The sequence below is a fragment of the Frondihabitans sp. PAMC 28766 genome (genome assembly GCF_001577365.1).
GTDB lineage: Bacteria > Actinomycetota > Actinomycetes > Actinomycetales > Microbacteriaceae > Frondihabitans.
On the sequence record NZ_CP014513.1, the window covers coordinates 637,576 to 662,143 of the forward strand.

At 71.3% G+C, this 24,568-nt stretch carries 22 protein-coding genes; 12 read left to right on the top strand and 10 right to left on the bottom strand.

The window, feature by feature from the left end:
• Positions 1–58: 58 nt before the first annotated feature.
• Together AX769_RS03105 and AX769_RS03110 are read right to left on the bottom strand one after the other, a co-directional pair.
• The gene (locus tag AX769_RS03105; protein ID WP_066275837.1) at positions 59–2,860 is read right to left on the bottom strand and encodes a molybdopterin-dependent oxidoreductase; all 2,802 of its coding nucleotides are present in this window, start codon (positions 2,858–2,860) and stop codon (positions 59–61) included.
• Positions 2,857–3,696, bottom strand: coding sequence for a xanthine dehydrogenase family protein subunit M (locus AX769_RS03110; RefSeq protein WP_066275842.1), 840 nt, complete (start codon positions 3,694–3,696; stop codon positions 2,857–2,859). Before AX769_RS03110 ends, AX769_RS03105 begins: the two co-directional genes overlap by 4 nt.
• A gap of 292 nt (positions 3,697–3,988) precedes the next feature.
• On the opposite strand from AX769_RS03110, the gene AX769_RS25635 reads away from it, so the two are divergent.
• A complete protein-coding gene (locus tag AX769_RS25635) occupies positions 3,989–4,804 on the top strand; it encodes an amidohydrolase family protein (RefSeq protein WP_255359417.1) in 816 nt (271 codons plus the stop codon).
• Between the two features lie 20 nt (positions 4,805–4,824).
• Positions 4,825–5,349, top strand: a complete 525-nt coding sequence (locus AX769_RS25640) for an amidohydrolase family protein (RefSeq protein ID WP_255359418.1) — start codon at positions 4,825–4,827, stop codon at positions 5,347–5,349.
• A gap of 329 nt (positions 5,350–5,678) precedes the next feature.
• Here AX769_RS25640 and AX769_RS03120 read toward each other — a convergent pair whose 3' ends face one another.
• Both AX769_RS03120 and AX769_RS03125 read right to left on the bottom strand, forming a co-directional pair.
• Positions 5,679–6,707 (bottom strand): PDR/VanB family oxidoreductase, encoded by a 1,029-nt coding sequence (locus AX769_RS03120; protein WP_239451921.1) that lies wholly within the window; start codon positions 6,705–6,707, stop codon positions 5,679–5,681.
• Positions 6,704–7,117 (bottom strand): helix-turn-helix domain-containing protein, encoded by a 414-nt coding sequence (locus AX769_RS03125; protein WP_066275844.1) that lies wholly within the window; start codon positions 7,115–7,117, stop codon positions 6,704–6,706. Before AX769_RS03125 ends, AX769_RS03120 begins: the two co-directional genes overlap by 4 nt.
• A 367-nt stretch (positions 7,118–7,484) precedes the next feature.
• Between AX769_RS03125 and AX769_RS03130 the strand changes: the two genes are divergently transcribed.
• The 8 genes from AX769_RS03130 (at position 7,485) to allB (ending at position 14,551) form a co-directional block, all read left to right on the top strand.
• Positions 7,485–8,816 (top strand): amidohydrolase family protein, encoded by a 1,332-nt coding sequence (locus AX769_RS03130; protein ID WP_239451922.1) that lies wholly within the window; start codon positions 7,485–7,487, stop codon positions 8,814–8,816.
• On the top strand, positions 8,813–8,968 hold the full coding sequence (locus AX769_RS23605; RefSeq protein WP_157887418.1) for a hypothetical protein: 156 nt from the start codon (positions 8,813–8,815) through the stop codon (positions 8,966–8,968). Before AX769_RS03130 ends, AX769_RS23605 begins: the two co-directional genes overlap by 4 nt.
• 89 nt (positions 8,969–9,057) lie before the next feature.
• Entirely contained in the window at positions 9,058–10,383 is a 1,326-nt protein-coding gene (locus AX769_RS03135) for an FAD-binding oxidoreductase (RefSeq protein ID WP_066283123.1), read from the top strand.
• Positions 10,380–11,195: a creatininase family protein gene (locus AX769_RS03140; protein WP_066275846.1), complete on the top strand. Its 816-nt coding sequence runs from the start codon at positions 10,380–10,382 to the stop codon at positions 11,193–11,195. Before AX769_RS03135 ends, AX769_RS03140 begins: the two co-directional genes overlap by 4 nt.
• Positions 11,196–11,301: 106 nt before the next feature.
• Positions 11,302–11,883, top strand: a complete 582-nt coding sequence (locus AX769_RS03145; protein WP_066275849.1) for a pyridoxamine 5'-phosphate oxidase family protein — start codon at positions 11,302–11,304, stop codon at positions 11,881–11,883.
• Between the two features lie 88 nt (positions 11,884–11,971).
• Positions 11,972–12,595, top strand: coding sequence for a hypothetical protein (locus AX769_RS03150; protein WP_066275851.1), 624 nt, complete (start codon positions 11,972–11,974; stop codon positions 12,593–12,595).
• A 54-nt stretch (positions 12,596–12,649) separates the two neighbouring features.
• Entirely contained in the window at positions 12,650–13,192 is a 543-nt protein-coding gene (locus AX769_RS03155; RefSeq protein WP_066275852.1) for an O-acetyl-ADP-ribose deacetylase, read from the top strand.
• A gap of 24 nt (positions 13,193–13,216) precedes the next feature.
• On the top strand, positions 13,217–14,551 hold the full coding sequence (gene allB, locus AX769_RS03160) for an allantoinase AllB (protein ID WP_066275858.1): 1,335 nt from the start codon (positions 13,217–13,219) through the stop codon (positions 14,549–14,551).
• 90 nt (positions 14,552–14,641) lie between these two features.
• Here the strand turns inward: allB and AX769_RS03165 are convergent, their stop codons facing one another.
• The 6 genes from AX769_RS03165 to AX769_RS03185 all read right to left on the bottom strand — a co-directional run bounded on the left by AX769_RS03165 (position 14,642) and on the right by AX769_RS03185 (position 20,860).
• Positions 14,642–15,475 (bottom strand): MurR/RpiR family transcriptional regulator, encoded by an 834-nt coding sequence (locus tag AX769_RS03165; RefSeq protein ID WP_239451923.1) that lies wholly within the window; start codon positions 15,473–15,475, stop codon positions 14,642–14,644.
• Positions 15,472–16,734, bottom strand: a complete 1,263-nt coding sequence (locus tag AX769_RS03170; protein ID WP_066275860.1) for an allantoate amidohydrolase — start codon at positions 16,732–16,734, stop codon at positions 15,472–15,474. Before AX769_RS03170 ends, AX769_RS03165 begins: the two co-directional genes overlap by 4 nt.
• On the bottom strand, positions 16,622–17,449 hold the full coding sequence (locus AX769_RS25005; protein WP_239451924.1) for an alanine--glyoxylate aminotransferase family protein: 828 nt from the start codon (positions 17,447–17,449) through the stop codon (positions 16,622–16,624). Before AX769_RS25005 ends, AX769_RS03170 begins: the two co-directional genes overlap by 113 nt.
• A complete protein-coding gene (locus AX769_RS25010; protein ID WP_239451925.1) occupies positions 17,335–18,051 on the bottom strand; it encodes an alanine--glyoxylate aminotransferase family protein in 717 nt (238 codons plus the stop codon). The genes AX769_RS25005 and AX769_RS25010 overlap by 115 nt, the downstream gene beginning before the upstream one ends.
• A 120-nt stretch (positions 18,052–18,171) precedes the next feature.
• On the bottom strand, positions 18,172–19,782 hold the full coding sequence (locus AX769_RS03180) for an AtzH-like domain-containing protein (protein WP_066275862.1): 1,611 nt from the start codon (positions 19,780–19,782) through the stop codon (positions 18,172–18,174).
• Complete coding sequence (locus tag AX769_RS03185; RefSeq protein WP_066275864.1) at positions 19,775–20,860, bottom strand: acetamidase/formamidase family protein; 1,086 nt, start codon at positions 20,858–20,860, stop codon at positions 19,775–19,777. The genes AX769_RS03180 and AX769_RS03185 overlap by 8 nt, the downstream gene beginning before the upstream one ends.
• Positions 20,861–21,006: 146 nt before the next feature.
• On the opposite strand from AX769_RS03185, the gene AX769_RS03190 reads away from it, so the two are divergent.
• Complete coding sequence (locus AX769_RS03190; RefSeq protein WP_066275866.1) at positions 21,007–23,283, top strand: transglycosylase domain-containing protein; 2,277 nt, start codon at positions 21,007–21,009, stop codon at positions 23,281–23,283.
• Between the two features lie 151 nt (positions 23,284–23,434).
• Complete coding sequence (locus AX769_RS03195) at positions 23,435–24,565, top strand: AI-2E family transporter (protein WP_082764001.1); 1,131 nt, start codon at positions 23,435–23,437, stop codon at positions 24,563–24,565.
• Positions 24,566–24,568: the final 3 nt, after the last annotated feature.

Sequence of the window (24,568 nt, forward strand, 5' to 3'; positions counted from 1 at the left end):
ACCTCAGAATCGGCGGAAGAACGAGCCCGAAACGCGTCGATTGTGAGGTCTCGACGGGCTACGGCTGCTGCAGCAGGCGCCAAAGGCGATCGCGCGACATCGGCAGCTCGTGGGGTCGCACGCCGATCGCGTCGCGGATGGCGTTCGCCAGCGCGGGCGCCACGGGGTTGTAGGGCGCCTCGCTCATGCTCTTCGCGCCGAGCGGCCCGAGCTCGTCATGGGTCGCCGCGAAGTGCACCTCGGTGACCGGCAGGTCGGAGAACTTCGGAAAACGGTAGTTGCGGAATGCGGTGGTCGTGACGGCCCCGGCGCCGTCGTTCAGCACCTCTTCGTAGAGCGACGTGCCGATCGCCTGCCCGGTGCCGCCCTCGACCTGGCCCCGCAGCTGCTCGGGGTTGAGCACCGTGCCGGCATCTGCCGCCTGGACGGAGCGCAGGATCCTGACCTCACCGGTGGCCGTGTCGACCGCGACCCGGAAGCCGTGCACGTTGAACGCGACCGACCGCGGCGTGCCGTCGTGGCTGCCGTCGGCGACGAGCGGGCCGCCCGCCAGGAGCTCCGCGAAGGTGACCAGCCGACCCGCACCCCAGGTGCCGGACGGCACGAGCACCCCGTCGGGTAGGAGCTCGCCGGTGGCGAGCATGGTGTGCGCCGGCACCGCGGGATCCTGGCCCGTGTCTCCGACCCCGGTGACCAGAGCGCTGGCGCGGACGAGCATCGCGCCCTTGAGCTTGTTGGCCGCGGCGAAGAGGGCTTTGCCCGCGACGACGACCCCGGCCGAGCCGAAGGCCCCGGTGTCGTAGCGGGCGACGTCGGTGTCGGACTGCCGGATGATCACGCGGTCGGGCGTCGTGCCGAGCGCGCTGGCCGTGAGCTGCGCGTGCACCGTGGTGGTGCCGTTGCCGAACTCGGCGGTGCCGACGCCGATCGTGTAGCGGCCGTCGGCGCCGAGCGACACGGTGGTGTCGGCGAAGTGCCCGCGCGGCGGCATGGTCGCGATCATCGCGATGCCCATGCCCTCGCCGAATCGCCAGGTGGGGCCGACCGGCACATCGGTCTCGCCGACGAGCGACCCGGAGTCGGCAGGCGGAGGCCCCGCCAGCGCGTTCTGCACCAGGTCGAGGCACTGGTCGAGGCCGTAGCTGCCGATCAGCAGGTCGGTCTCTTCGTCGGGGTCGATCACGATCATCGGGTCGCCGGCCACGATCACATTGCGGCGACGGAAGTCGAACGGGTCGATGCCGAGCTTGCGGGCGAGCTCGTCCATTGCCGATTCGACGGCGAAGACGACCTGGCCGAGGCCGTAGCCGCGGAAGGCTCCGCTCGGCACGTTGTTGGTATAGACGCTCTCGGCGTCGACCCGCTTGTTGGGTGCGCGGTAGACCGCGATGGACTCCCCGACGCTGTGGAACATGACGCCGACGCCGTGGTTGCCGTAGGCGCCGGTGTCCATCAGCTCGTCGACGGCGAGGGCGGTCAGGACGCCGTCGGCGGTCGCTCCGACCTTGACGCCCACCCGCATCGGGTGCCGGGTCGGCGCCATCGTGAACTCGTCTTCACGCGTGAACTCGTACTGCACCGGCTGCCTGGTGCGCAGCACGGCGAGGGTGACGAGGTCTTCGGTGAGCAGCTCCTGCTTGCCGCCGAAGCCGCCGCCGACGCGGGCGGCGTAGACGCGAACCCGGTCAGGATCGAGGTCGAAGATGTGGCAGAGCTCGTCGCGCACCAAGAACGGCACCTGCGTGCTCGTCCGCACCACGAGTCGCCCGGCATCGTCGAGCCACGCCCGCGCGGCGTGCGTCTCGAGGGCGGCGTGCGTGACGCGCTGGGTCTGCCAGGTGCCCTCGACCGTGGCGTGAGCGCTCGCCAGCGCGGCCTCGACGTCGCCGAGCTCGCCGTGCATCTGCGCGACCACGTTGCGGTGCGGCTCGGAGATGCGCGACTCGGGGCCCTTCTCGCCGTGGACGAGCGGCGAGCCGGGCTCGCGGGCGACGGCAGGATCGAAGACGGCCGGCAGCGCCTCGTATTCGACGTCGATCTCGCGCAACGCGAGCTCGGCGATCCGCACGCTGTCCGCCACGACTGCCGCCACGCGCTGGCCGCGGAAGCGCATCACCGTGTCGAAGACGAGAGTGTCATCGGGGTCGTCGTTGCGGTCTTCGTGCCGCCCGGTCGAGAAGAGGGTCGCGGGCGAGTCGCGGTGCGTCAGCACGGTCGTGACGCCCCCCATCGCCTCCGCCCGGCTGGTGTCGATCGACAGGATGCGGGCGTGCGCGTGCGGGCTCTTCAGTACGGCGAGGTGCAGCAGCTTGGTCGGCGACTTGAAGTCGAGCGTGTACTCCTCGGTGCCGGTCACGACGCGCAGGCCGGCGGGGGCCTTCGTCGACGTGCCTGCCGCCTTGCCGGCCTCCGGCATCACCGTGTTCGTGACGCCGCAGATCGCGTCGCGCACCGAGCGGTAGCCGGTGCACCGGCAGAGGTTGCCCTTGAGCAGGCGGGGCAGGTCGGTCGGGTCGGCCTTCTGCTCGTCGGTGAACGTCGAGGCGGTCACGATCATGCCGGCGGTGCAGAACCCGCACTGCAGCCCCGCGGCGTCGACGAACTGCTGCTGCATCGGGTGCGGGTGTTCTGGCGTCCCGAGACCGGCGACGGTGGTCACACGCTTGCCGTCGAGCCGGTGGGCGGGGTAGATGCACGAGTGCACAGGATCACCGTCGACCAGCACCGAGCACGCCCCGCAGTCGCCCGCATCGCAGCCCTTCTTCACCTCGAAGTGGTCGAGCTCGCGCAGAAGGGTGCGCAGCACCTGGCCCGGCTGGGGCGTGGCGTCGAGCTCTTCGCCGTTGACGTCGAACCTCACGCGGTCACCTCCGTCGCATCGCCGGAGACGCTTAGCTCGGCCAGGATCTCGAGGGCGAACTGCTTCGAGACCGCCTCGCGCCAGTCCGGCGCGCCGTGGGGGTCGTCATACCATCCCGGGAATACGTCTATGCCGGCCACGGCATGTTCGAGGGCGGCCGCCGTCGGGAGGCCGTCGAAGCGGAGTTGCACCGGGGCAGGTGTCGCGGCGGTGACGGTGAACACCACCGCGCTGGCGGCGTCCGCCCGCCCGATCACGAGGCTGCCCGAGCGGCCCAGGTTCGACAGGGCGATTCGCCGGAATGCGAACCGGCTGCGGAGCGACGCCAGCGGGATCTCGATGGCACGCAGGATCTCGCCCTCACCGAGAGCGGTCTGGCGCACTCCCGTGACGAACTCGGCCACTGGCATCCTGCGCTCTCTGTCATCGGGGCCCCAGATCAGAGCGGTGGCGTCGAGGGCGGACATCAGCGAGGTCATGGCTCCCGCCGGCAGGGCCGTGGCGATGTTGCCGCCGACCGTTGCGATGTTCCAGATCTTGAAGCTCATCAGCAGCGAGTTCGCGCACAGGCCGAACAGCGGGTGGGCCGCCCAGTCGGCATCGGGAAGGATGCGGGTCAGCTCGGCCAGCGTGCACGTGGCGGCGATCACGAGGTGGGTGTCGGTGCGCGTGACCGGCTCCCAGCCGAGAGCGGTCAGGTCGACGAGCCCGGTCAGGCCGGGCTGTGCCTCCGAGAAAAGCCACGTGCCGCCGCCGAGCGGGCGCTCGCCCGGCCCGAACGAGATCTCGGCCCGGGTGCGCGGCACCCGCGTCTGCTGCACTTCGATGAGGTCCATTGTTCGGCCAGTCAACATCACGGATGTTTCGGGGGTGTTGCTCGACGCGCCGCGGGGGTGGTGCGCCGCGGGCTCCGGCTCGCGCCGCCGGATGCCGTGGTGCGGAATGGGGCGCGCGGTGCGCGGTGCGCGGTGCGCGGTGCGACCTGAGCACGCCCGGCGAGTCGCCCCGGCCCGGAACCACCCGGGGCCGGTCGAACCACGTGATCCAGTGGCGCGAACGGGAACGCGTGGCGCGACCCGAGCCGCCCCGGCGAGCTGCGGAGTGCCGGGCGCGTGACATGCCCGACACGTGACAGTGCTAGAAACGCAGGATGCTGCGGAGCCCAGGATGCTGACGATCACCGGCGCCACGACGACCGTGATCGACGAGACGACGGAGATCGACAACGGCACGGTCACGATCGACGGCGGCCGCGTGGTCGAGACCGGCTCCGTGTCGGGCGTTGCCGACGACGAGACGCTCGACGCCACCGACTGCATCGTCACGCCGGGGCTCGTCAACGCACACCACCACCTGCTGCAGAGCGCCTTCCGCACCCTGCCGGGCACCCGCGGCGTGCCGATGGCGGAGTGGCTGCCGACGATGGCGGCGGCGTACGGCACGGCCGGGATCGATGCGTCTCTGCTCGCGGCGAGCGCCGCCGTCGGGATCGCCGAGGGTCTGCTGAGCGGCGTCACCACGGTGGCCGATCATCAGCTGAACTGGCCCGGGCCCGAGGCCTCCATCGCCGACCGCACGGCGATCGCGCAGGCCGTCGCCGATGCGGCAGCGACGCTGGGTGGCCGCCTCGTTTTCGTGCGGGGGTCGGCGCGCGACGACCCGGCCCAGGCCGCGGAGTCGGCCGAAGCGATCGTCGGCGCCCTCGTGCCCGGCGCCCCCGGCGGTGTGCGCGACGACGGCATGCTCCAGATCGCGGTCGGCCCGGCCGGGGTGCACAGCGACAGCCGCGAGACGTTCGAGCTGCTCGGCGAGGTCGCCGCCCGGCACGGGCTGCGCCGACGCACGCAAGCCAACGAGCAGGTCGACACGGCGATCGCCCTCGAACGCTACGGCCGCCGGCCCTCGACCTGCTCGAGGAGTGGGGCTGGCTCGCACCCGACGTGACGATCGCGCACCTGTGCGACGTGACCGGACCCGAGATCCTGCGGCTTGCTGCTTGTGGGGTCACGGCCACCCACGCGCCCGGCTGCGACCTGCCGATGGGCTGGGGCATCGCGCCGGTCGCGGCGCTCCGGGCGGCGGGGGTCACCGTGGGGCTCGGCACCTCCGGAGGCGGCAGCAACGACGCGGGGCACCTGCTGGCCGACGCCCGGCTCGCGATGCAGGTGGCGCCGCTGGTCGGGCCTCCGATCGAGGCTCGCGCGATCCTGGGCATGGCGACGGCGGGCGGTGCAGCGGGGCTCGGGCGGCAGGATCTCGGGCATCTCCGCCCTGGCGCTCGGGCCGACCTCTGCGTGTGGGACGTGTCGGGCGTGGCCGACGCCGGTGTCGCCGACCCGGTCGCGGGGTTGCTCTGGGCCTCGCCCGGGCGTCGCCCGCGCCACGTGGTGGTGCAGGGGCGCGTCGTCGTGCGCGACTACGAGCTGGTGACCGCGGACGAGGGTTCGCTCGTGGCTGCGCTGCGCGCGCGGGTGCCTCGGCCCCGCTAGCCGGGCCGCGCTGGCCGTCTGGCCTTACCTTTCCGGCAGACCCGCCTCGCCCGGGCTGCCCGCCCGCGCCGAAAAGGTAAGGCTGCTGCCCCGAGGCAGTGCCCCGCGGCCGCTCCGTCGGTTCGCGCCCCGCCGCAGCCGTCGAATGCGCCGAACGGGCATGAACGCACCCGTCTCGGCCTGGCCCGATGCGTTCGCGTCCCCTCGGCGGCCCGCGCCGTCGAGTGCGTGGATTCCGGTGCGAAACAGGCTCGGGGGGGCTGGATTTTGCGCATTCGACGAAGGGGCGTCGCGACCGGGTGGCTCGAGGCAGGCAGGCACGCCGCGCGCTAGAGGTCGAGCACCAGCCGCGGGCAGGCGGCCCGCGAGACGCAGACGTACATGACGTCGTTCGCCTCCTGCTCGTCGGGGGTCAGGATCGAATCGCGGTGGTCGACCTCGCCCTCGAGCACGACGGTCTCGCAGGTGCCGCACGTCCCTTCGCGGCAGCTCGACAGCACGAGTGCCCCGGCCTCTTCGGCGACCTCCAGGATGCTGCGCGACGGCGGCACGGTGACCGTCACGCCGGTCGCGGCGAGCTCCACCTCGAACGACGAGTCGAGCACCGGCGCCCCGACCTCGCGCGGCGTGAAGCGCTCGACGACGACCTGCCGCCCGGCGCCGGCCAGTTCAGTCGCCTCGATCAGGCGCGACGGCCCGCAGCAGTAGGTCGTGGTGAACGGCGGCATGTCAGCGAAGAGCCCGACGAGGTCGAGGCGCGCGCCCTCGTCGGCGGCATAGACGCGCAGCGCGTCGCCGTGCTCCCGTGTGAGCACGGTGAGCAGCGCCATCGTCGACCGCGAGCGCCCGGCGTAGTGCAGCTGGTAGGGCACTCCGGCCCGACGAGCCGCTGCGGCCATCGACGAGATCGCCGTGATGCCGATGCCGCCCGCCACGAAGACGGAGGAGGTGCCGTGCGTGGGCACGAACTCGAAGTGGTTGCGGGGGCCGGCCACGGTGACGAGCGAGCCGGCCAAGAGGGTGGAGTGCAGCCACTCCGAGCCACCGCGGCCCGACGGCTCTCGCAGCACGCCGATCGTCCAGGTGGCGGCCCGGCCCGGGGAGGGTGCGCCGACGAGCGAGTACTGCCGGACATCCCCGTCGGGCAGGGCGACGTCGATGTGCGACCCGGCGGTCCAGCCCGGCAGAGTGCCCGCCCGATCCTGCCGCCCGTCGCCCGAGGCCGCTGCCGTCGGAGCGGCGACTGGCCCCAGCTCGAACAGCTCGACGCCGTCGGCCCCCGGCCGGCGCGACAGCACCCGCACGTCGAACTGCGTCTCGTGCAGCCCGTCGACTTCTGACGAAGACGCCCGGCTCACAGCGACGCCGGCTTCTCTTCGACGACGAACAAACGGTTGCCGCCCTCGTCGACCGCCGACCAGCGATGCGGGGTGCCACCGGTGTGGTAGATCGAGTCGCCGGGCACCAGGATGCGGGTCTCGTCGCCTTCGAGATCGACCAGCACGGTGCCGTCGACGACGTGCGCGAACTCGTCTTCGGCGTGGCTCAGGTGGTCGCCCGGGTCGGCGTTCGCGCCGCGCACCTCCATCGGGAGAAACCGACGGGTGCCGTGCACGAGCAGCCGCGCCTCGGCCTGCCCGTACGACTCGCGCGACGAGCCGAAAGCCCACGCGATGCGCCCGAGCGAGACCATGCTGGGCCGCCCGAATCCCCGTTCGAGCTGCGAGAGGAACGCGTGCGACAGCGAGGCCCGCGCGGCGAGCTGCACGAGGGTGAGACCGCGAGCGCGCCGCAGCTGACGGATGCGGCGCCCGACCGACAGCGTCTGCTGGTCGATGGCGCTCGGGGTCGAGGCGGGGGCGAGCGAAGTGACGGGAGCCTCCTTGCGGCGGTGAGCCAGGGGCCGCGGGGCGATGGAGAGGGACGGGCAAAGGGACCAGGCTTGTGTACCACGCGCGACAGCCGCCGACGCCTCCTTTCATCGGGTCGAAACGGTCGCGTTACCGGGCCGAAACGCCGCCTCCGTAGATTCACCGGTGTTGAAGGCATGAACGTCCACGATCGATCGAGGCAGCGATGACGCCACTCCCCGCGTTCTCACGCGGCTGACGAACGCGACGCTGCCCGACGGGCATGTGGTCGACGTCACGATCGACGGTGACACGGTGCGGGCGGTTCAGGACGCGCAGCCGGCCGCTGCACAGACACAGACACAGACACAGCCCGCAGGATCCGACGCCCCCACCGGCCACGCCTCCCCCGACACGACTCTCGACCTCACCGGCTTCGTCCTGCTGACGGCCCCGGCCGAGCCTCACGCCCACCTCGACAAGGCCCTCTCGTGGGGCGCGATCCGGCCGCCGATGGGCGACCTCGTGCGCGCGATCACCTCGTGGCGCGAGTACGCCCGCACCATGCCCGTCGAGGACATCGCCGCCCGCGCCCGCGAGCAGGCGCTGCGGATGCTCGGGCAGGGCACGACCGCGATCCGCAGCCACGTCGACATCCTGCAGGGCTCAGATCCTCTGCGGGGCGCGCTCGCGCTGACGCAGGTGCGCGACGAGCTGCGCGACCTGATCGACATCGAGCTGGTCGCCCTCGCCGGGCCCGAGGTGCCGACCGAGCACATCGCGGCTGCGCTCGACCTCGGCGTCGACCTGGTCGGGGGCTCGCCGCATCTGGCGCAGGATCCGACCGCCGACCTCCAGAGACTCCTCGCGCTCGCGCGCTCCCGGGGCTGCGGCGTCGACCTGCACACCGACGAGAGCCTCGCCGGCCCCGTCACCCTCGACGCGTACGCCTCCGCCGTCGAAGGCTGGCGCGACGAGGCGGCGCGCGACGGGGCTCCCGTGCCGAACGTCAGCGCCGGCCACTGCACCCGCCTCGGCACGATGCCCGCAGCCGACCGCGACAGCATCGTCGCCGCCGTGAAGCGGGCCGACATCGGGGTCATCGCCAACCCGATCACCAACCTCTACCTGCAGGGCTGGGAGCACCCCGTCTCCACCCCGCGCGGCATCACCGCTGCCCGGCAGCTGCTCGACGCCGGCGTGCGATTCGCCGCGGGGGCCGACAACGTGCGCGACCCCTTCAACCCGCTCGGCCGCAGCGACGCGCTCGAGACGGCGATGCTCATGGTCACCGGCGGACACCTCACGATCGACGAGGCGTACACGGCGGTGAGCGACGGGGCACGGGCGGTGCTGGCGCTGCCCGTCGCCGGCGTCGTGCCGGGGGCGCGGGCCGAGCTGCTCGCCGTGCGGGGCACGTCGCTTCCGGATGTCGTTGCGAACGCCTCGGCCGACCGTTTCGTGATCCACCGCGGGCAACTCGTCGCGGAGAGCTCCGTGACGCGCAGCGTCGCCCTGCCATCCGCAGCGTCACGCCCCGCTGCCGACCCGGCCGACCCCAGCGTCGCCCCAGCCCACGCCGCAGCCGCAGCCGAAGCCGAACCGGCCCTCCCGTGACGCCTTCCGCCAGCGCCTCGCCAGGCGCCGCACCGTCGTCACCGGCGGCGTGCGCGGCATCGGCGCCGAGATCGCCCGGCGCCTCGTACCGCACCGCACCGCACCGCACCGGCCAGGCGATCGACGTCACCGGTGGCATGATCATGCACTGACCTCCACCGACCCCGCGCGCGGCACCCGTCGCATCGCGTTCACCCAGGCATCGACCCTCGTGGCAGCGACCGCACTCAGAAAGCACCCCATGTCGACATCCCCCGAACGACTCGAGGCCCTCGCGGCCGAGCTGCGCGCCCTCCTCGGCGAGCGCGGCGTCTCGGTCGAGCTCGCCGCCCGCGAGAAGGCCTCGGTCGACGGCTCTCGCCTGTCGCCGGTGATCAGCCAGCAGCTGCCCCTCGGCCTCGCCGACCTCGTCGCCTACCCGACCAGCGCCGACGAGATCTCCGCTGTGGTCGGCGCCGCCGTGCGGCACGGCGTGCCGATCACGCCCCGCGGCAAAGGCACGGGCAACTACGGCCAGGCGATCCCCTTCGACGGCGGGCTCGTGCTCGACATGACGAAGGCGCGGGCGGTCATCTCGGTCGACGACGGCGTGCTGACGGCCGAGGCCGGCGCCACGATGGTGTCGCTCGAGCAGGCCGCGGCCAAGACCGGGCAGCAGATCCTGATGTACCCGTCGACGGCGCAGTCGACGATCGGCGGCTTCCTCTCCGGTGGCTCGGGCGGCACGGGGTCGATCAAGCACGGCTCGAACCACCAGGGCTTCGTGGTCGCGCTCGACGTCGTGCACGCGGTGCCCGACGCCGCGCTCGTCCACGTCGAGGGAGACGAGGCGCAGACCTACGTGCACAACTACGGCACCGCGGGGATCATCGCGCGGGCGACTATCGCGCTCGAACCGCTGCAACCGTGGCGGGGGTTCTATGCGAGCTTCGACGCCTTCGACGGGCTGCTGCCGTTGATCCGGGCGTTCGGTGCCCTCGATCCTGCACCCCGTCTGGTGTCGGGCGACCTGGCGACGCTCGCCGAAGCGCTGCCGACCGACCCTGCGATCCCGGCCGGGAGGGCGTCGCTGCGGGCGATCCTCGACGCGTCGACCGTCGATCGTGCGCGAGAACTCGTGGAGGCGGCCGGGGGCCGTGTCGAAGACGTGCGCGAGGGGCCGCAGGTCGCGATGAAGCTGAGCATGATCTCGTACAACCACCCGATCGAGTGGCTGCAGAAGGCATACCCCGACACCTACTTCCATGTCGAGGTGCAGGGCGACGCCCTCATCGACAGGATCGACGAGGTGCACGGCGTCTACCCTGGCGGCATGCTCCACATCGAGACGTCGCAGGGTCGACCGATCGGCATGCTCGCCGGGCGGTACACCTCGGCGGAGGACGTCTACGCCGGGTTCGACCGCCTGACCGCCCTGGGGGTCGGATATCACAACCCGCACCAGTGGTACGTGGACTTCGAGCCCGACCGGACGCGCGCGCTCGCTGCCACGACGGATCCTGCCGGGCTGCTCAACCCGGGCAAGCTCGTCACGCCGCCCCTCTCGACGGGGGCGAAGGTCTCGTGAGCGGCTCACGCTCGTCTCGGGACCTCGTGCACCTCTCGGGGCCCGCGGTCGCGTCGACGCTCTCGTCCTCGTCGGTCATCGTGCTGCCGGTCGGCGCCATCGAGCACCACGGGCCGCACCTGCCGCTCTCGACGGACTGGCTGATGGCCGATCTCATCGGGCGCGCGATCGTCGAGGCCGCGGCTCAAGAAGGGCAGGATGCCTGGCTGCTGCCGTCGCTGGCCTACACGAAGTCCGACGAGCACTCGTGGGCACCCGGCACGGTGTGGCTGAACGCGACCACGCTGCTCGACACCGTCACCGACATCGGCCGATCGCTGCTCACGACCCCGGCCCGCACCCTCGTCTTCTACAACGGGCACGGCGGCAACATCGCCTTGCTGCAGGTCGCGCTGCGCGAGCTGCGGCGGCGGTTCGGGTTGCGCACCTTCCTGACGGGGCCGGCGATCCCGGGCGGTGACGGGGCCAACGGGCCCGACGAGCACGGGTTCGGGGTGCACGGCGGGCACAGCGAGACGTCGATGATCCTGCATCTGCGGCCGGATCTCGTCGACATGAGCGCAGCGGAGCGGTGGATCCCCGACTCCATGTCGTCGCTGGAGTTCGTGAAGTTCAACGGCGGCCCCGTGCACTTCGGCTGGCTGTCGAACGACTTCGGGCCGGACGGCGTGGTCGGCGATGCGACGGGCGCGACGGCGCTGTGGGGCAAGCAGCTGTTCGAGAAGTCGGTGCGCGACGGGGTGGCGGCGCTCGCTGAGATCGCGGCGTTCTCGCATCCGGTGCTCCCGCCCTCCCGGATGGAGGATCGGTGATCGCCGAGGCACCACTGATCAGACGCGATTCGCCCGCTGCGGCCTCGAATCCTGTCCGATCGGTGGTGCCTCGACGCCGCGCTGCGAGCCGCGGGGCGGGGCGCTTGTGAGCCGGCTTCCGGACGACGCGTGGGCGCTGCTCACGTCGTGGCTGCCGTCGAACGACGAGCCCGAGCGACCGCTCATGACACTCGCGACCGTGACCCCGGCCGGCTACCCGGACGCCCGCGCCGTGCTGCTCACCGAATACGACGAGACCGGCCTGTACTTCCACACCGACATCGGCTCGGCGAAGATCGCGCAACTGGCCGCCGAACCCCACGTCGCCCTCACCCTGCTCTGGCCCGACGAGCCCAAGCAGCTGGTGGTCCGAGGCGTCGCCGCCATCGCCCCGCCCGACGAGGTCGCCTGGGCGTACCGTGCGCGCAGCCCCTCCCTGCAGCAGCTCGCGTGGCTCAACACGCCCGCGTTCGCCGAGCTGCCCGAGGCGGAGCGCAAGGCCGCCTGGGCGGCGTTCGCGGCAGAGCACCCCGACGGCTTCGACCAGCCCGACGCCTGGTGCGGCATCGTCGTCGAACCCACTGAGCTCACCTTCTGGACCCCCGGCACCGGAACCGCCTCCCGCCGCCTCCGCTTCACGCAGCGCGAGGGCGCCGGCGGCTGGACCAGTCGGCTCCTGCCCGGCTGATCGCGGCCGGACGTGGCTCGGCGCGGACTCCCATTGCCGAGAACGGCGGCCCGACATAGGGTGTCGGCAGGGAAGCAAGGGGGGCAGGATGCGAGGCACCAGACGGACCGGCATCGTCGCGACGGCCGCGGCGACAATCGCGTGCGCGGCGCTCGTCTTGACGGCGTGCTCCAGCGGCTCGGTCACCACGCAGCCGACGCCGAGGCCGTCGGGCTCGAAGACGTCCTTCGTCATCACGACCCGCGACGGCGCGGATCCGGGGCATCTGAGCGGAACGCCCCAGCAGCAGGCCCTCGAGCTCGCGAGCCTCGTCCACCCGTCGATGTCGCAGGCGACCCTCGACCTGCACTCGCCCGCGCTCAGCCAGTCGTGGTCCCGTCCCGGCTGCACCGGGCTCGTCCACGACACCCGGATGTGGATCGTGGACGGCATCTCGGTCTCGGGTCTCGCCGAGCAGTTCGCCGCCAACCCCCTGCCGGGCTACCGCGTGCAGACCGGGCAGTCGCTGCAGACCGGGCGCATCTACTCGGAGGTCGACGAGACCCAACCGCCCACCGAGCCCTTCGGCCCGAGCCCCACACTCCAGCTCACGATGGCGCGGCTGCCGGACGGCGGCGTCGGCCTCCGCGCGGACGCCTACGTGCCGGGGCCGACATCGACGTGCGCACACACCGAGCCGATGCAGCGCACGACGCCGACGCCGACGCCGTGAGCGCCGCGTCCTGAAGCCCCTGCGCGGCGGCCCCCGCGCGACTACAACAGAGCAATGAGCGAACTCCTGGCCTGGCAGGGCGACATCACGAAGTACCCCGCCGACGTGATCGTCAACGCGGCGAACTCCAGCCTGCTCGGCGGCGGCGGGGTCGACGGGGCGATCCACCGCGCGGCCGGCCCTCAGCTGCTCGCCGAGTGCCGCACCCTCGGCGGCGCCCACACGGGCGAGGCGAAACTGACCGGTGCGTACGGCATCACGACGGCGCAGCACATCGTCCACACGGTCGGCCCGGTCTATCAGCAGCATTCGCCGGGGCGGGCGGCCGAGCTCCTGGCATCCTGCTATCGCGCTTCGCTCGATCTCGCTGACGGCGCGGGCGCAGGTTCGATCGCCTTTCCCGCCATCTCGACCGGCGTCTACGGCTACCCGCTTCAGGATGCGACGCGCGTCGCGGTCGCCACCATCCACACCTGGCGGGGCGAGCACACCGGCTCACCGCTGCAGCGAGTCACCCTCGTCGCCTACTCGGCCTCCGACTTCGCGGTGCTGCAGCACGCCGTGGCCGACGCGGCCACGCCCGAAACCTCCCCGTAAAGCGACTGCTTTACCATCGGGAGCATGCCCCCCTTCGACCTCGTCGTCCGCAGCAACCGTGTTCTGATCGACGGAGGGTTCAGGCCCGCGGCCGTCGCCGTCGAGGGCGACCGCATCGTCGCGATCGAGGGGGTCGACGCGATCCTCGAGACCGCCTCCGACGTGCATCTCGGCGACGACGAGGTGCTGATCCCCGGCATCGTCGACACCCACGTGCACGTCAACGAGCCCGGCCGCACCGACTGGGAGGGCTTCGCGAGCGCCACCCGCGCCGCTGCGAACGGCGGAGTCACGACCATCGTCGACATGCCGCTCAACAGCATCCCGCCGACGACCACGCCCGACGCGCTCGCGCTCAAGCGCGCGGCCGCCGAGCCTCAGGCCGTCGTCGATGTCGGCTTCTGGGGAGGCGCGATCCCGTCGTCGCTCGGGCACCTCCGCGAGCTTCAGGATGCTGGCGTCTTCGGATTCAAGGCCTTCCTCTCGCCGTCGGGCGTTGACGAATTCCCGCACCTGAGCACTGCGCAGCTCGGCGAGGCGACGGCCGAGATCGCGGCGTTCGACGGTCTGCTCATCGTGCACGCCGAGGATCCTGCGACTCTCGAGGCCGCCCCCGCCGTGCTCGGCGCCTCCTACCCGGCCTTCGTGCGCTCACGCCCCGACGCCTCCGAGGAGTCGGCCATCGCCCACGTGATCGACGCCGTGCGGCGCACCGGCGGGCGCGCCCACATCCTGCACCTGTCGTCGGCCGCCGCGCTGCCGATGCTCCGCGCGGCGAAAGACGAGGGGCTGCGCCTCACCGTCGAGACCTGCCCGCACTACTTGACGTTCGACGAAGAGCACATTGACGACGGCGCGACGCAGTACAAGTGCTGCCCGCCGATTCGCGACGCCCACAACCAAGAGCAGCTCTGGCAGGCGCTCGTCGACGGCACCATCGACCTCGTCGCGAGCGACCACTCCCCCTCCACGGCGGCTCTGAAATTCGCGGGCGACGGTGACTTCGACCTGGCGTGGGGCGGCATCTCGGGGCTCGAGCTGTCGTTCCGGGCGGTCTGGACGGGCGCAGTTGCCCGCGGGATCCCGCTCTCCGACGTCGTGCGGTGGATGTCGACCTCGACGGCCGACCTCGTCGGGCTGGCAGACCGCGGCAGGATCGAGGTCGGCGCGCGAGCAGACCTCGTCGCGTTCGCCCCCGACAGCACCTTCACCGTGCACGCCGCCGACCTCGCCCACAAGAACCCGGTCACCGCGTTCGACGGCACCACGTTGCGCGGCGGTGTCGAGCACGTCTGGCTCGCCGGCCGGCTCGTTGCGCCCGATGCCACCTCGGGTGGGCAGTTGCTCAGCCGCGGTTAGCTCGAACCCGTCGGTAATTCAGGCGGGGCGCCCGATTCGAGCCCCCTCGGGGGTCGAATCCGGCGCAGAGCCTGAATTGCCGACCGGCGCCTATTCGAGCTCGCCGAGCTCGCCGTAAAGGGCGGTGATGGCGGCCACACGTGCCCGGCCGGCGCTGCCCTGCCGTGCGAGCACCCGCGTGGCGAGCAGGTTGGCGAGGCTCATCGCCGACGCGTACGAGTCGAAGGCCCCCACGGCATCGACGGGGCACGTGAGCACCACCGTGCCTGCGGGCGCGGCGCCACGCCAGCCCGGCTCGACGACCAGCACCACCGGCACGCCGCGGGTGCCGAGGGAGGCCAGCACGGCGTCGAATCCTGCCGGCCTGCGCCGGAAGCCGATCAGCACGACGGCGTCGGACGGGCCGAGGCCGGCCAGCTCCTCCCCCACCGACTGGCCGGGTGCCGGCGCGATGCGCACTGCGCCGCGCGCCTGTGCCAGCTGCTCGCGCAGGTGCAACGCCACCGGGTAGCTGTTGCGGAAGCCCGCGACGACGACCTCGGCGGCGGCCGAGACGACACCGGCCGCGGCCTCGAGCAGCCCGTCGCCGAGGCCCGCCAGCATCCGCTCGAGCGCCTCGTGCTCGGCTGCCGCGTGCGCCGCGAGCGACCCCGGCGCGCCGACGGGCACCCCGCGCAGCCGCAGCTCCCGGGCGTGCTCGCGCACCTCCTGCGCATCGGCGAACCCCAGCCGCCGGAAGAGCCGCGACACGGTGGCCTTCGAGACCCCGCTCGACGAAGCGATCTCGGTAGCCGAGTAGACCGCCAGATCATCGAGGTGGTCGAGGATGAAGTCGGCCGCCCGCGCTTCCTGCGGGGTCAGCGTGCCGTAGTTGGCGTCGATCCTGACCCGGATCTCGGGGTCGGGCGAGCCGCGGCCGGTCACGCCGTGGGGTGCGAGTAGGTCTCGGCGAGCGCCAGCACCGCCGCCTCGAACGCGTCGAGTGCGATGGCGACGTCCTCGACCGTCACGGTCTCGTCGGGGTGATGGCTGATGCCGCCACGGCCGTTGCGGACGAACAGCATCGCCCAGGCGGTGAGGTCGGCGATGGCCATGGCGTCGTGGCCCGCCTTCGAGAAGAGCGTCATCGGCGAGAGGTCGCCGGTGGCGCGGATCCCGTCGGCGATCACCGACTTGAGCGCGGGTGCGGCGACCACGGCGGGGGCGTTGTGGGTCTCGTCGATGGCGCAAATGAGGCCGCGGCGCTGGCACACCTCGGCGATCACGTCTTGGATGGCCTGCCAGACGTCGTCGCGGAGGATGTCGGTCTCGGCGCGCAGGTCGAGGCTGAACTCGACCCGGCCGGCGATCACGTTGACGCCGCCGGGGAACGCCTGCAGCCGACCGACCGTAGCGATCGCCCCGGCGGTGCGCGCGAGGCGCTCGACGGCCAGCACGACCTCCGAGGCCCCGGCGAGGGCGTCGTGCCGGCGGTGGAAGGGCACCCCGCCCGCGTGTCCGGCTTCGCCCGTGAGCGTCAGGGCGAAGCGGCGCGCACCCGCGATCGACGAGACGACGGCGAGCGAGCGGTCGGCCTCCTCGAGATACGGGCCCTGCTCGATGTGCGCCTCGAGGTAGCCGATCACGTCGCCCGAGCGGCTGGCCGCGTCACCCACCGAGTCGGGGTCGAGGCCGAACTCGACGAACGCCTCCCGCAGCGTCACGCCGTCCTTGTCGTGGAGATCCCACCAGGCGGGGTCCCAGGTGCCGGCCACAGCCCTCGAGCCGAGCAGCGCCGTGCCGAAGCGCGTGCCCTCCTCGTCGCCGAAGGCCAGCACCTCGACCGCGAACGGCAGCTTCACCTCGTCGGCTCGGAGCCGATCCACGACCGCGATGGCCAGCAGGACGCCGAGGATCCCGTCGTAGCGACCGGCGTTGGGCACGGTGTCGAGGTGCGAGCCGAGCAGCAGAGCGGGTAGCCCCGGCTGCCGCCCCTCGAAGCGGCCACGCTGGTTGCCGGCCGCGTCCATCCACGTCGATAGGCCTGCCTCGTACATCCAGTCGGCCGCGAGGCGGTTGACGGCGGCGTGCTCAGGCGAGAGGTAGACGCGCTCGATGCCGGTGTCGCTCGATGACTCGGCGGCGAGGACGTCGCAGCGCTCGAGGATCTGGCGGGCGGTGACCGGGGGCTTGTCGGCGCTCATGCGCGGGCCCCTTCGGTCGTGACGTCCGCGTCTGCGGCCGTGGCTGCGGCTGCGGCTGCGGCTGCTGCCGCGGCTGCTGCCGCGGCGTCCGCGTCTGCATAGACGTCGTCGGCGGCGCCCACTCCCCGCCGCCGGTGACACTCACGCCGCCGCGCCGCAGCACGGCTTCGAGCGCCGCCAGTGTGGTGAGGACCGTGTCGCGCCGGGCGTTGTAGCCCATCGTGCCGATGCGCCAGACCTTGCCGTGCAGCGGCCCGAACGAGGTGCCGATCTCGATGCCGAAGTCGTTCAGCATGGCCCCGCGGGCGGCGTCGCCGTCGATCCCGTCGGGGATCATCACCGCGGTGACGTTGTTCATCTTGTGGGCGGTGTCGCCGAAGATCGTGAGGCCGAGGCCCTCGAGCCCGCGCAGCATCGCGCCGCCGTGCAGTGCGTGCCGCGCCACGACCTGGTCGACGCCCTCGTCGACGATCAGCCGGGCGCACTCTCTCGCGCCGTAGAGCATCGAGGTCGCCTCGGTGTGGTGGTTGAGGCGCTGCGGGCCCCAGTAGTCGAAGATCATCGCGAGGTCGAAGTAGTTCGAGCGGATCGGATGCGCGCTCACCTCGTCGCCCTCCGAGCGGATGCCCGCCTCCACCGACTTGCGTGCCGTGATGACCTCGACGGCGCGCTCCGAGAAGGTGACCGGTGCTGATCCTGACGGCCCCCCAGGCATTTCTGGAGGCCAGCCGTCACGGCATCGAGGCCCAGCTCGTCGGTGCGGAGGGTGTTGCCGGCCAGTGACGCGGTGACATCGGTGTAGAAGAGGACGCCTTCGCGCGCGCAGATCGCGCCGAGCTCGTCGAGGGGCTGGGCGACGGTGGTCGAGGTGTCGCCATGGACGACGGCCAGCAGCTTCGGCTTGACCTCTGTGATGGCGGCCTCGATGGCACTGGCGGTGAAGACCTGGCCCCACGGCACCTCGATCACGTGCACCTCGGCCCCGCAGCGCTCGGCGATCTCGCGCAGCAGGTGCCCGAAGCGGCCGAAGATCGGCACCAGCACGCGGTCGCCCGGCTCGATCAGTGACACGAGCGCCGCCTCGATGCCGGCGCGCGACGTGCCGTCGACGAGCATCGTCTGCTCGTTGGCGGTCTGGAACACCTCGCGGTAGAGCGCCTGCGTCTCGTCCATCGCCTGCGTCATCCACGGGTCGTATTGACCGACGAGCTGTGCCGACATCGCCCGGAGCACCCGCGGGTCGGCGTTGATCGGCCCCGGCCCCATCAGGAGGCGTGCGGGCGGGTTGATCGGCTCAGTCTGAAAAGTCTGTTTCACAGGCCCATCCTACGCAACACTTGTTTCGCCCCTTCCGTTTTACCTATAGGTAAATGTTTCCCGAATAGAAATATCTATGCGGCAGAGGCTTGCCTATAGGTAAAACGGAGGAGGAGGGGGTCAGGGGGTGAGGGTCGCGGCCACCTCGACGAGGGCGAGGTCGGAGCCACGGGGGCCGACGAGGCAGAGCCCGACGGGCCCGCCCGGCACGGTGAGCAGGGGGGCGGAGACCGCCGGGAAGCCGCCGACCCCGGCGATGCAGGTGAGCCCCAGCGTGGCGGAGCGCACACGATCGAACTCCGGCGGCGTCGCAGCGAGGGGCGGGGCCGCGCTCGACGCGCTCGGGAGCAGCAGGATCCTGCCGCCCAGCACCTGGTCGAGATGCTCGCGCTGGACGGCCAGCTCGTCTCGAGCGGCCGACTCCTGCGACGGGGTGACGCTCTGACCGAAGTGGAACCGCGCCTCGACGTCGGGCGCCAGCGAGCCGGGGTGCGCGGTGATCCACGCACCGTGGGAGGCCCACGCCTCGGCGGCCTGGATCACGCGGAACAGCTCGTAGAGGTGCGCGATGTCTCCGAGCGCGATCTCGGCCGGCCGCGCGAGACGGCCGGCATCGGTCGCCGACGCGAGGAAGCCTGTGAACGCCTCCCGCACGTCGCCCCCGACGGAGGCCAGCAGGCGCGGATCGACGACGAACGATGGCTCGACGGGCTGCTGCTGCCGAGACGAGTGCGCCGAGACACCAGTGAGCGTCGCCGCAGCCGCGCGGCCCAGCAGGTGGGCCGAGCGCGTCAGCCAGCCGATGGTGTCGAACGTCGGCGCCAGCGGCACGAGGTCGCTGCGCCGCACGGAGCCATGCGTGGTTCGCAGCCCCCACAGCCCCTGATACGACGCCGGCACCCGGATCGAGCCGCCCGTGTCGGTGCCGAGGCCGATCGTCGCGTGCCCGAGGGCCACGGCCGAGGCGGGCCCGCTCGACGAGCCGCCGGAGATCGCGCCGGGCACGGCGCCATTCGGGGGAGTGCCGTAGGCCGAGTTGCGCCCGGCGATACTGAAGGCGAACTCGTCGGTCTGCGCGATGCCGAGCACCGAGGCGCCGGCGTCGAGCAGCGCCTGCACGGCCGACGCGTTGAAGGGCGCAGGATCCTGATCGTGCAGGTAGGCGGGCACGCCGGCCCCGATCGCGTACCCGGCGACTGCGAAGAGATCCTTCACGGCGACCGTCTCGCCCGCCAGCGGCCCGGGCTCTGAGGTCTCCGGGTCGTCCGTGATCGCCGGCGAGGGCACCAGCGGCGCCCCGACGACCCGCCAGATGCGCGTATCGAACACGGGCGAGGGCGCCTGGACCTGGGCGACGGCGATCCGCCACGCCCCGTCGACGGCACTCCGACGCCAGAGTTGCGTGAGCACGCCCTGCCCGCCCGAGACCGGGGCGTTGACCGAGACGATGACCGCGGCGGTGTCGTCGAGCACCCGGACGTGTCGCGAGACCATCGTTCGAGCAGGCGCAGTCGAGCGGCGACCGCGGAAGGCGGTGATCGCCTCGTGGCCGACGAGCAGGCCGTTGGCGTCGGCGCGGAGGGAGCCGGGGGAGTCTTCGAAAGCGGCCGCGAGGGCATCCTGACCGTTCGAGGCGAGGGCGGCCTCGTAGGCGTCGAACGCCTCGAGGAGCCCGGCCGGCACGTCGCCGTCGACGGACGTGACAGAAGAGGCTGCAGGTGCGTCAGACATCGAAGTCCGCCTTTCGGATGCGAGCGTGGGCGCCCTTGACGATGTCGACCACCTGGGAGATGTTGAAGTCGGTCGCGGCCGAGAGATAGGCGTAGGCGAGATCCTCGTCCATGCCGTACCGGGCATGGAGAAGTGAGAGTGCTGCTCGCACGCAGTTCTGGACGGCTTCGTCGAGGTCTTCGCTGAGCCCGGTCGGCACGAGAAAGTCGTCGGTCTCCGCCAGCGGCCCCGCCACCTCACCGAACGAACGCAGTGCGTCGGCCTTCTTGACGACGTCGAATTGCACCTCGACCCTGAGAGAAGCCTCCATCGCCGTCAACGCGACCTCGCCATCTCCCTGGGCGAAATGAGGGTCTCCGACGTACGCCAGCGCGCCCGTAACCTGCACAGGGAGAAACAGCGACGTGCCCGTGACGAGCAGATTGATGTCGATGTTGCCGCCGAACGGGCCGGGTGGCACCGAGTGGGGCCGAGAGTCACCGGCGACGGCCACGCCCATGATGCCGAGGAAGGGATGCAGGGCGAAGCGGATATCGAGGTCGCCGCCGGCGAAGCGGGGAAGCATGCCGATACCGGCATCCACGTCGGCGCCGGCGAAGATCGAGACGTTCGACGGGCCGGCGGGCAGCTCTCCGGCGAGCGCACCGCGCCCGTGCCGGTTCGAGATGACGCCGTAGGGCACGCGCGGAGTGGCGCTCACCAGCGTCATGCGCAGGAGGTCGCCCGACTCGGCACCGCGGACGGCGATCGGGCCGGTGACCACGTGAGGGCCGTCGGATCCTGCGTCTCGGCGACCCTTCGACGCGGCGATCTCGATCGCGTCGTCGAGGACCGACGACCGGGGCACCCCGTGTCTGGCGAAGAACGCGACCGGGTCGCGCCCCTGGTCGTCGAGGATGCCTTCGTGGCTGATGGTGTCGATCGTCACGACTGTGCCCGGGTCGACCGTGAGCACCGGCGAGTCGGACTCGCACGGAAGCCGGCCCCAGAGCGTGTTCTCGGCGGAGGCCGGGAGGTAGAGCGCCCCGGGAGGCAGGCCGACGCCCGGCTGCAGGATGACAGGGGCGGCTGCGTTCATGACAAAACCCTATCGACTGGCCCCACGTTGGCTGAAGCGGGCTGCTGCCTCAGTGCTTTCTTATGCCGAGCAACATACCGTGCAGTGTGAGTGCTCCTGCGTCAGCCCGTCGTTCGCCCCGCCCGTCGTCGTCCCCCCGGATCTTCGTGGCTCTGGCGTCGTTCGCCGGTCTGGCCATCGTGGCCGGCCTTCTCGTCGGAGTGATGGCGCTGCCGCTGGCCGTCGTCGGCGGCGACTCCGTCAAGACGGGGGTGGACGCCTTCAACTCGCTGCCCAGCTACCTTCAGATCACACCACCAGCGCAGGCATCCAACATCTACGCCAAAGACGGTTCGACGAACGTCAAGATCGCGACCTTCTACACCGAGAACCGCACCGACGTGGCCTCGAACCAGATCTCGGCGACGGCCAAGAACGCGGCGGTCGCGGCCGAGGACCCGCGGTTCTTCACCGAGGGCGCCATCGACGTCTCGGGCACGATCCGCGGCATCCTGTCGACCACGCTCGGCGGCGGTGTGCAAGGCGGGTCGTCGATCGTGCAGCAGTACGTGAAGAACGTGCTCGTCGAACGTTGCGCCACCGAGAACTCCGACGCGAAGAAGGCCGAGGCCTGTTACAACACGGTCACCGCGGTCACGCCGCAGCGCAAGCTGCAGGAGATGCGCTACGCGATCAGCGTCGAGAAGAAGTACACCAAAAACCAGATCCTGCGCGGATACCTCAACATCGTCGGCTTCGGCGGCAACGTCTACGGCATCCAGGCCGCCGCCGAGTACTACTACGGCGTCTCGGCCGCGCAGCTGGACATCAACCAGGCGGCGACCCTGATCGCCATCATCAACAACCCGTCGAACCTGCGCATCGACCTGCCGTCGAACGCCGCCAACGGCCAGGCGAACGGCTACAAGCTGACGAAGGCCCGCCGCGACTACGTGATCCGCGAGGAGTACTCGCACCACATGATCTCGAAGGTCGACGAGACGACCAACCTGGCGGCAGCCATCACGCCGAAGATCACCCAGTCGGTCAACGGCTGCCAGTCGGCGACCGCCTACGACGCCGGCTACTTCTGCGACTACGTCGTCAACAGCATCAAAAACGACACCGCCTTCGGCAAGACGGCCGCCGCGCGCGCCGACACCCTGACCGAGGGCGGCCTGCAGATCTACACGACCCTCGACCTCGCGCAGCAGAAGGTGGCGCAGACCAGCCTGAGCGCCTACATGCCGTCGACGGTCGCGGGCCTCGACGTCGGCGCCAGCAACGTCTCGGTCGAGCCCGGCACCGGCAGGATCCTGACGATGGTGCAGAACACGGACTACACCCAGAGCGCGTCGGCGGCGGCCGGTTCGTCGGCGGTGAACTACAACACCGACCAGGCCTACGGCGGGTCGACAGGATTCCAGACCGGGTCGTCGTACAAGGCGTTCACCCTGGCCGCGTGGCTGGAGGCCGGCCACACGCTCTCCGACTACGTCACCACGACGCAGCACGACTACCCGACGTCGGAGTTCACCAACTCGTGCGAGAACGTCAACGGCCCCGACTGGCAGGTCTCGAACGCCGAGTCCGTGCCGAGCAGCATGTCCGTGCTGCAGGGCACCGCCGAGTCGATCAACACCGTCTTCGCCCAGATGGGCAAGCAGCTCGACCTCTGCACGATCCGCAACATCGCCGAATCCATGGACGTCCATACCGCCAAGACGAACGGCACCCTCTCGAGCGTGCCCTCGAGCATCCTCGGCATCAACGACATCTCGCCGCTCACGATGGCCGTCGCCTACGCCGGCATCGCGAACGGCGGCGTCGTCTGCACCCCGATCGCGATCTCGAGCATCACCGGCCCCACGGGCGCTGCGATCACGCCGACGAAGACGAGCTGCCACCAGGGCATGCCGACCAACATCGCCAACACCGTCGCCTACGCCCTGCAGACGGTGCTGACGAGCCCCGGCGCCACCGGCGTCCTCGCGAACCCCGCCGACGGCACCCCGATCCTGGCGAAGACCGGTACCAACGACGACGCCGAGCAGAACTGGCTGGTCACCTCGACCACCAAGGTCGCGACAGCCACCTGGGTCGGCAACGTGTCGGGCAGCACCGACTTCTACAACACGTACATCAACAACAACTACGGCTACAACATCAAGTTCTCGATCGCGAAGCCCATCCTGCAATCGCTCGACGCGGCGTACGGGGGAGCGGCCTTCGGGGCGCCGGACGAGTCGCTCGTCGACGGGTCGTACAACAGCTACGGCAGTGGCACCTCGAGCGGCGACGGCACCTCGACCGGGACGGGGTCGACCGGCACGGGCACTGGCAGCGCCACCGGGACGGGCACGGGCACCGGGTCGACCGGCACCGGCACTGGTGCTGGCGCCACCAACCCGAGCGCCACGGCATCACCGGGGGCGACGGGCTAGCGTCAAGGGGTGGCAGACCGCGCCGGGCACTCTGCACCGATCACAGACAGCAGGCGTCAGCCATGAGACTTCCCTTCACCAGTTCGAACTCTTCGGCGGAGGGCACTTCGCGCCCGACCCCACGAGCGCCGACGACTCCGTCACCCGTGGCATGAAGATCGCCGGGGCCTGGGGCTGGCGGATCCTCGTCGTCGTCGCGTGCCTCGCCGTGCTGGTCTGGCTCATCACGACCCTCGCCGAGATCGTCGTGCCGTTCTTGATCGCCCTCCTGATCTCGGCACTGCTGAAGCCGTTCGTGACCGACCTCGTGCGCGTCGGCTGGCCGAAGTGGGTGTCGATCATCGTCGTGATCCTGGCCGCCGTCGTCGTCTTCGGCGGGCTCGTGCTGCTCGTCGTGATGCAGGTGCGCTCGGGTCTGCCCGCTCTCGAGAAGGAGACGACTTCGCGGATCAAGGTGATCCAGGACTTCCTCGCCGGGCCGCCGTTCAACCTCACCTCGTCGGACTACTCCAAGTACATCGACGACGCGACGAATGCCCTGCAGAGCAGCAGCAAGTCGATCCTCTCGGGTGCCGTCTCGGTCGGGTCGACGGCAGGCCACGTGATCGCCGATGCGCTGTTGACGGTGTTCGCCACGATCTTCATGCTGATCGACGGGGAGGGCGTCTGGAAGTGGAGCGTTCGGCTCTTCCCCAAGCGCGCCCGCGCCGCCGCTGACGGCGCCGGCCAGAGCGGCTGGACCACCCTCACCCGCTTCGTGCGCGTGCAGATCTTCGTCGCCGCCTGCGACGGCCTCGGCGTCGGCCTCGTCGCCTTCTTCCTCGGCCTGCCGCTCGCCGTACCGATCGGCGTGCTCGTCTTCCTCGCCTCGTTCATCCCCGTCGTGGGCGCGATCGTCTCGGGTGCATTCGCCGTGCTCATCGCGCTCCTGTTCGTCGGGCCCGTGCCCGCGATCATCATGCTCGCCGGAGTCCTCGCCGTGCACCTGCTCGAAGCCCACGTGCTGCAGCCGCTCGTCATGGGCAACGCGGTGCGGGTGCACCCGCTCGCCGTCGTCTTCGCAGTCGCGGGAGGCTCCTACATCGCCGGGGTGCCCGGCGCTCTGTTCGCGGTGCCGACCATCGCCGTCGTCAACGTGATGGTCACCTACGTCGCACGCGGCACGTGGCGAGGCACCCCCGGCACGCCGGAGCTCGGCACCGAGGGGATGGGGCCGCGCGACGTCGGCGAGGAGGAGGCGGCCGAGGAGGTCGTGCCCGAGACGGGGCATCAGCCGCAGTAGGCC